This is a genomic window from Actinophytocola sp. (genome assembly GCF_050699935.1).
In the GTDB taxonomy this organism is placed as follows: Bacteria; Actinomycetota; Actinomycetes; order Mycobacteriales; family Pseudonocardiaceae; genus Actinophytocola.
In genome coordinates this window covers 1-6,799 of sequence record NZ_JBOHGB010000238.1, presented here as the reverse complement: position 1 = coordinate 6,799, position 6,799 = coordinate 1, and the positions used below count along the sequence as shown (strand labels likewise).

Below are 6,799 nucleotides of genomic sequence, written 5' to 3'. Positions count from 1 at the left end.
GCCTCGGGACGCGGCGATTCCGGGGCTGGAGGTCATCGGGGTGTCCGCCGGTGAGGAGTTCACCGCGGCCGGGTTCCGGGTGCGGGCGGTCGGTGGTCGGCACGCGGTCATCTACGGCGGCCAACCGGACTGCGCGAACCTCGGCTACGTCGTCGACGACGCGGTCTACCACCCGGGCGACTCGCTGCACGTGCCCGAGCAGCCGATCGAGACGCTGCTGGTTCCGGCCCAGGGGTCGTGGCTGAAGCTGGACGAGGCGATCCGCTTCGTCAAGGCGATCGAGCCGCGACGGACGTTCGCGATACACGACGCTCAGCTCAACGAACGCGGCCTCGGCAGCGTGAACGGCTGGCTCGCCGAGGAGACCGGCGACGGCTACCGGTACCTGAGGCCCGGCGAGTCGGTGTGAGACGGCTCAGGTCAGCTCCGCCAGGCGGGTGAGGGGAGTCGTCCACCGAGCCGCGGTGCTCGGCCCGCGCGACCGTGCGTCTTGTCGAGAACTCCGTGTGCCACCAACGGTTTCCGCTCCCGCGCCAGCCCGTCGAACCGAGTGATGCCGCCGGCGATGTCGCGGATCACGAGCAGCTACGGAGGCGAGGGCGTCGCGGCGTCGCGACGGCGATCGGCAACCCGCGCGGCCGTCAGCCCAGCTGGGTGACGGTGACGTGCTCGGTCGCGCGGTGCCGGTCCACCCGGTCGGGGTCGGCGTTCGAGACCTGGACGAGCGAGGCACCCGCGGCGAGCACGGACAGGAGACCCTCCAGGATCCCCTCGGGCACCGACCATTCCATTGTGGACAGCACCCGGGACTCCGCGACGAGGTCCTTGACCTCCGCCCGCCGCCGTGCCGCCGCAAGCACGTCGTCCACTGTAGACCCGGCGAGGCACGGCGTGGTGCCGGGAACCGGGGTGAGGGCGAGGAAGTCGTCGCCGTGCACGCGGGACTCGGCGATGTAGTCCACCGCGCCATCCGGCGTCATGGCGCCCAGGTCGCGGCCCATCGGGTCGAGCGACACGGCGGCCGCCGTCGAGGCGCCGAGCGCACTGGCGGCGGGCGGCACGAACGCGACGTCGGCACCGGCCGGGTCGGCCACCACCTCCGCCCCACACCACCACGCGCCGAGCAGCACCCCGGCGGTCTGCCAGTGCGCGGGCAGCAGCACCGCCACCCGCGAGCCCGGCTCCAGGTCGTGCTCCTCGACGAGCCAGTTCGCCGTCTTCGCCGCCCAGTTCCGCAGTGTCGCAGCGGACAGCTCCACGCGGCTCCCGGTCGCGTCGTCGTAGTGCGTGATCAGCGGGCGGCTCGGCGAGTACGGCCGTAGCAGGATCTCGGTGAGGCTCAACGGCACTCCACGGTCAGTCGACACAGGGCACGTCGGCCCGGCCGCCGGCCGAGGCCGGCGCGGTCAGGTCCAGCAGCGTCGGGCCGCCGAACCGAGAGGGCGTCGATGGCGGCTTGGCCGGCGCCGGCGGATCGCCGGACACCAGCCGCGCCACGTACTCGTGCACCGCCGGGACGTCGACCGTGATGATGCTCTGCCCCCGGTCGTTGCGCGCGCCGACCCCCGTCACGGGGATGGTCACGAACCGGACCCGGCCACTCGCGAGCGCCCGCACCTGGTTCACCAGCTCGAGGAAGTGCAGCCCGTCGTCCATCACGACCGTCTTGGACACCGCGTCCTCCAATGCGTTCAGCTTCGCGTTGTTCGTCAGCACGTCGCTGGTCAGCACCTTGTCCATCGCCGACGCCAGGAACGTCTGCTGCCGCACGATCCGGTCCAGGTCGCCACGCGGCAGGTTCTTGCGCTGACGCACGAACGACACCGCGTCGCCGCCTCGCACGGTCTGCGGACCCGCCGCGAACTCCGCGCCGGAGTCCGGGTCACTGGTCGCCTGGTTCAGGCACACCTCCACGCCGTCGATGACCTCGGTGAGCAGGTAGAACCCGTACAGGCTGACCTCGGTGTAGTGGTCGACACGCACGCCGGTCAGCCACTGCACGGACTGGATCAGCGCGGTGCGCGCGGCGTCGTCGGACTCGCGGGAGATCTTCTTGCTGTCCGTCTCGCCCTCGTCGCGGAGCTTGCGCTCGGTCAGCGTCTTCGTGATGCCGAAGGCGCCGTTGATCTTCTCCTCCTTGTCGAGGCCGGGCACCTTCACCGACGTGTCGCGCGGGATGGAGATCGCCGCGCCGCGGCCGCCGTCGCGCGGGACGCGCAGCAGGATCAGCGTGTCGGTGTTGAGCCCCTCGGTCGCCTCGGTGCGCAGCTCCCTGAGCAGCTCGTCGGACAGCGGGTTGCCCTGCATGTCGGTGCGGCTGTCGTTGCCGACGATGAGGATGTCGTTGGCCCCGTCGTCCGGGGCGGGCGCGTGCCCACCGGAGTGCGCCTCGGTGAGCGCGTCCGTCGTGTTCTTGCTGCTGTCCAGCTCGTCCACGCGCAGGTACACCATGGACATCGCGGCGAGCACGGCGGCGGAGACCAGCCCGACGAACAGGCGGCCGAGCACGAGCAGCGGCGAGATCCGCCGTCGCGGCCGTACCGGCGCCGGGGTCCGCTCCTGCTCGTCGACCGGCTCGAGGTCGTCGGGCCACTCGCGGACCGAACCCACGGCGGCGGCGTACGTGGTGGGATCGTTCGGTCCAGGCGTTCTCCGCACCCGACTCACCTCCCCCGGCAACGGCCCCGATCCAGGCTAACCGCTGCGCGGCGGCAGCCCGGTATCTTTGAGCAGTCGCTCACCACTTGGGTGACGTTAACCAGTTCACGCAGGTGCCCCCACTCGCGTCAACTAGTTCACGCAGTTGACCCCGCCCGCGTTGAGCACCGGCTTCGGCTCGGGTGACGGGGACGGCGGCTGGCCCGGCGACGTGGACGGCTGCAGCTCGACCACCCGGTCGCCGGCCAGGCCCGCGTTGGGTGCCTGGTAGTCGGTCCCGACCACGATGTTCAGCAGCCCGGGCTGCTGGCCCGCGTCCTCGATCAGCGAGAACGCGCCGCCGAGCTGGTCGGCGGCATACCGCGCGAGGTTCCGCTCACCGGGCGCGAAGCTGATCGCCGACCCGTTCTGCACCGTGGTGTCCCCGATGTCGCCCGGGTTGAAGCCCTGCTGGGCCAGGCGGTCGCGTACCGAGGCGGCGAGCCCGTAGGTGTTGGAGCCGTTGCGCACGTCCACGGTGACCAGACCGAGCGAGGGCCGGTCGCCCTCGTTCGGCGGGGCGGTGCCGGACGCGGGCGGGGTGGTCGTGGTGGTCGGCGCGGCGGAGGAGCTCTCCTCCGATTGCTCGTCGGCGGTCAGGGATCTGACGAACCGCGCCACCTGCGTCGGGTCGACCTCGAGGACGTCCGCGCCGCCGATGTTGGCGTCGCCGACCACGGGGATCGTGTAGAAGTCGATGCCCGAGCTGGTGAGCCCCGACATCTGGCCGGCGAACGTGGACAGCTCCCAGCCGTTGCTGAGCACGACCGACTTCTGCACGGCCTTGACCAGCTCGCGCACCTGCGTCGGGTTGGTCAGCATGTCGGCGGAGAGCACCTTGTTGGCCAACGCGCCGAGGAACGCCTGCTGGCGCACGATCCGGTCCAGGTCGCCGCCCGGCAGCCCGTGCCGCTGCCGGACGAACGCGAGCGCCTTGCGGCCCGCGATCGTCTGCACGCCCTTGAAGAACTCCGCTCCCGACAGCGGGTCCTCGGTGGCCTCGTTGAGACAGACGTCCACGCCGCCGATCGCCTTGGTCACCTCGTAGAAGCTCGCGAGGTTCACCTCGGCGTAGCGGTCGATCGTCACGGCCTTGCCGATCAGCTCCTGCACGGTGGCGATCAGGTTCTTGCGACCGACCACCGTGGCCTGCGCGTCGAGCTCCTTCTCGTTGTCGACCTTGTCGGCCAGGTCCTCGCGGGCGTCGTTGTAGGCGTAGGCGAACGCGGAGTTGAGCCGGTGCTCGCCGAAGCCGCCGGCGAGCTCGACCCAGGAGTCGCGGGGAAAGGAGATCGCGATCGCCCGGGTCCCGTCGACCGGGATGTGCACGAGGATCATCGTGTCGGTGTTGCGCTCGCCCTCGCTTTCGCCGGCATACAACAGATCGAGCACCTCGCGCGAGAGCGGGTTGCCGTAAGCGTCGGTTCGACTGTCTATGCCGACCAGCAGCATGTCCACTGCGCCGTCCAGCGGAATGCGTTGGTTCTCGACGTCCTTGTCGATCACCTCGGTCGTGACCGTTCCGTCGTCGACGTCACCGACGGCCCACCAGCCGTAACCCATGGTCCCCAGCACGGCGACGGAAGCCAGCGCGACGATCGCCCGCGCCGTGTTTCGCCCCGCTCTCCGCCACCCGCCGCTCGCCTGTGGATGAGCAGCGATGACCTGCGTACGTTCGTCCACGCACGCTCCTCCCAGTCCCCCGACGGACCTGACCAGTAGAATACCGGGGTGTGACCCCGGTAGCAGGTGTCTCCCTGTTGACTAGTACGCAATAGTGCCCCTCGAGGGTTTACTTCTGGGTGAAGGAAATTGGTGGAGCCTGTATGCGGGTGTTGGTCACCGGCGGTGCCGGGTTCATCGGGTCGCACTACGTCCGGAAGGTCCTGGGCGGCGCCTACGACACGCTGGCCGACGCCCAAGTGGTGGTGCTCGACAAGCTCACCTACGCCGGTTGCGAGTCCAACCTGGAGTCCGTGCGGGACAACCCCCGGCTGCGCTTCGTGCGCGGGGACATCTGCGACCGTGAGGTCGTCCGCGACCTGATGTCGGGCACCGACCTCGTCGTGCACTTCGCCGCCGAGTCGCATGTGGACCGGTCGATCATGGGCGCGGCCGACTTCGTCATGACGAACGTGGTCGGCACGCAGACCCTGCTGCAGGCGGCTGTGGACGCGGGCGTGCGCAGGTTCGTGCACATCTCCACCGACGAGGTGTACGGCTCGATCACCGAGGGCTCGTGGACCGAGGACCACGTGCTGGAGCCGAACTCGCCGTACGCGGCGTCGAAGGCCGGTGCGGAGCTGATGGCGCGGTCGTTCCACCGCACCCACGGGCTGGCGGTGTGTGTCACGCGGTGCTCGAACAACTACGGACCGCACCAGTTCCCGGAGAAGGTCATCCCGCTGTTCGTCACCAACCTGCTGGACGGCAGGAAGGTGCCGCTCTACGGCGACGGGCTCAACGTGCGCGACTGGTTGCACGTGGACGACCACTGCTGGGGCATCCAGCTGGTCGCCGACTCCGGCCGGCCGGGGGAGATCTACAACATCGGCGGCGGCACCGAGCTGACCAACCGCGAGCTGACCGAGCGGCTGCTCGCCGCGTTCGGCGTGGACGAGTCCATGGTGGAGCGCGTGCCCGACCGCAAGGCACACGACCGGCGCTACTCGGTGGACATCACCAAGATCTCCACCGAGCTGGGCTACCGGCCGCTGGTGTCCTTCGAGGAGGGTCTGGCCAGCACGATCGCCTGGTACCGGGAGAACCGGGACTGGTGGGAGCAGCTGGTGGACCGCGCGAAGCTGCCAGGAAGTTGACATGTCCCTGGCGCTCCTCGTTCCGGGCGGGACCGGGCAGCTCGGGCGTGAGCTCGCCGCGAGCGCGCCGGTGGGTGCCGAGGTGCACGCGCCCGGGTCGGCCGAGCTGGACGTCACGAACGTGGGTGCGGTCGTCGAGGCGGTGAAGACCTTCGCCGGGACCGCGACGCTGCCGCCGGTGGTGGTCAATGCGGCCGCGTACACCGCGGTCGACGCGGCGGAGTCCGACGCCGGCCGGGCGTTCACGGTCAACGCGGACGGACCCCGGGTGCTGGCCGCCGCGTGCTCGGCACACGGCGTGCCGCTGATCCACGTGTCCACCGACTACGTCTTCCCCGGTGACGCGGACAGTCCATATCGGACGGACGCGGAGCTGGGGCCGCGGTGTGTCTACGGTGTCACGAAGGCGGCGGGCGAGGATGCCGTGCTCAGATCCGGCGCGCGGGCGTGGGTCGTGCGCACCGCGTGGGTGTACGGTGCGCACGGCGCGAACTTCGTGAAGACGATGGCCCGACTGTCCACTACGGACGATACGGTGTCCGTTGTGGACGACCAGTGCGGGTCGCCGACGTGGACGCGGGACCTGGCGGCCGGGTTGCTCGAGCTGGCCGGGCTGGTGGCGGGAGGCAAGGAGCCACCGCCGGTCCTGCACGCCACGGGCGGCGGCGAGACGACGTGGTACGAGTTCGCCCGCGCGGTGTTCACCGAGCTCGGCGCGGATCCGGCGCGCGTGCGGCCCGGCAGGACGGAGGACCGCCCCCGACCGGCACCCAGGCCCGCGTACTCGGTGCTGTCCGGCGAGGAGTGGCGGTCGGCCGGCCTCACTCCACTGCGCTCATGGCGGGAGGCCTTGGCGGCGGCGTTCGCCGAGGACGGGGACGCGTTTCGGGGGTAGGGGCGGCCTCCGGCCCCCCGGGATCCAGCGTACCGACAAGGACCGACAGTTCCGGCACAGTCGCCTGAGACCCGTGCACAACGCAGCCACCCAATCCGCGAGTCCCCCACTCCCGCACGCGAGTCGCCTGCTCTCCGCACCCGCGTGTCCAACGTTCCGGACCCGCGTGTCCAACGTTCCGGACCCGCGAGTCCAACGTTGCCGGTCCGCGAGTCCGACATTCGCGAACTCGTGGAGTCGCGGTGGCGCGACTCCATCGGGGACCTGCGGGGGTTCGGAGCGTTGGACTCGCGGGTTCTGAGGGTTGGACTCGCGGGTTCTGAGGGTTGGACTCGCGGGTTCTGAGGGTTGGACTCGCGGGTTCTGAGGGTTGGACTCGCGGGTTCTG

General features: G+C 70.5%; 6 protein-coding genes. 3 read left to right on the top strand and 3 right to left on the bottom strand.

Annotated elements, in window-relative coordinates; translation table 11 throughout:
- Positions 1–409: MBL fold metallo-hydrolase (locus ACRDTB_RS36750; protein WP_431436872.1), on the top strand; the 409-nt coding region annotated here is incomplete at its 5' end.
- Positions 410–641: 232 nt separating this feature from the next.
- On the opposite strand, the gene ACRDTB_RS36745 is transcribed toward ACRDTB_RS36750, so the two are convergent.
- From ACRDTB_RS36745 to ACRDTB_RS36735, 3 genes are all read right to left on the bottom strand, one after another.
- On the bottom strand, positions 642–1,343 hold the full coding sequence (locus ACRDTB_RS36745) for a TIGR03089 family protein (RefSeq protein ID WP_431436871.1): 702 nt from the start codon (positions 1,341–1,343) through the stop codon (positions 642–644).
- 13 nt (positions 1,344–1,356) lie between these two features.
- A complete protein-coding gene (locus ACRDTB_RS36740; protein ID WP_431436870.1) occupies positions 1,357–2,658 on the bottom strand; it encodes an LCP family protein in 1,302 nt (433 codons plus the stop codon).
- Positions 2,659–2,790: 132 nt separating this feature from the next.
- A complete protein-coding gene (locus ACRDTB_RS36735) occupies positions 2,791–4,380 on the bottom strand; it encodes an LCP family protein (protein ID WP_431436869.1) in 1,590 nt (529 codons plus the stop codon).
- A 143-nt stretch (positions 4,381–4,523) separates the two neighbouring features.
- On the opposite strand from ACRDTB_RS36735, the gene rfbB reads away from it, so the two are divergent.
- Entirely contained in the window at positions 4,524–5,516 is a 993-nt protein-coding gene (gene rfbB / locus ACRDTB_RS36730) for a dTDP-glucose 4,6-dehydratase (RefSeq protein ID WP_431436868.1), read from the top strand.
- A 1-nt stretch (position 5,517) separates the two neighbouring features.
- Positions 5,518–6,411, top strand: coding sequence for a dTDP-4-dehydrorhamnose reductase (rfbD, locus tag ACRDTB_RS36725; RefSeq protein WP_431436867.1), 894 nt, complete (start codon positions 5,518–5,520; stop codon positions 6,409–6,411).
- Positions 6,412–6,799 lie beyond the last annotated feature (388 nt).

Bases quoted from the DNA above. Each gene is read 5' to 3' on its own strand.
- rfbB (WP_431436868.1), top strand. From the start codon at position 4,524: ATGCGGGTGTTGGTCACCGGCGGTGCCGGGTTCATCGGGTCGCACTAC.
- rfbD (WP_431436867.1), top strand. From the start codon at position 5,518: ATGTCCCTGGCGCTCCTCGTTCCGGGCGGGACCGGGCAGCTCGGGCGT.